General features: G+C 43.4%; 2 protein-coding genes. Both read right to left on the bottom strand.

The window, feature by feature from the left end; genetic code table 11:
• Positions 1-180, bottom strand: a 180-nt coding sequence (locus tag EK386_RS20750) for a 50S ribosomal protein L18 (protein WP_281274281.1), incomplete at its 3' end; no start/stop codon positions are given.
• Positions 181-194: 14 nt separating this feature from the next.
• The coding region (gene rplF / locus EK386_RS20745; RefSeq protein ID WP_126660869.1) for a 50S ribosomal protein L6 at positions 195-606 on the bottom strand (412 nt) is incomplete at its 5' end.

The following is a 606-nucleotide window of genomic DNA, read 5'->3' as shown; positions in this document are numbered from 1 at the left end:
CTCTTTAATTACTTTCTCAACAGTTGAAGCTGCTGCTAGTACTTCTGAGCCATTAGGTGCAATAACCTGCGCATAAATATGGCGAGGCGTGCGATGCACAACCAGACGGGTTGCACCTTGCTCTCTCATTAAATGACGTGCACGGGTTGCACGACGGATACGAGCTACTTTCTTATCCATAGTGTTACCTTACTTTACTTTTTCTTCGCTTCTTTTGTACGAACTACTTCATCTGAGTAACGTACACCTTTGCCTTTATAAGGCTCTGGACGGCGATATGCACGAATATCAGCTGCTACTTGGCCGATTAACTGTTTGTCTGCACTCTTAAGAACAATTTCTGTTTGAGACGGACATTCACCAGTTACGCCAGCTGGCAACGTATGTTCAATTGGGTGTGAATAGCCTAAACTTAAAGCAACTACGTTGCCTTTCATTTGTGCTCTATAACCAACACCGACTAATTGCAATTTCTTAGTAAAGCCTTCAGTAACACCGATAACCATAGCATTAACAAGTGCACGAGCAGTACCTGCTTGAGCATCTGCATTTGCAACACCAGTACGTGGTACGAAAGTTAATGCGTTAGCATCTTGAAGATCGGAA

The sequence above is a fragment of the Lysinibacillus antri genome (assembly GCF_003977595.1).
GTDB classification, from domain to species: Bacteria; Bacillota; Bacilli; order Bacillales_A; family Planococcaceae; genus Ureibacillus; species Ureibacillus antri.
This window is presented reverse-complemented; position numbering and strand designations above follow the sequence as displayed.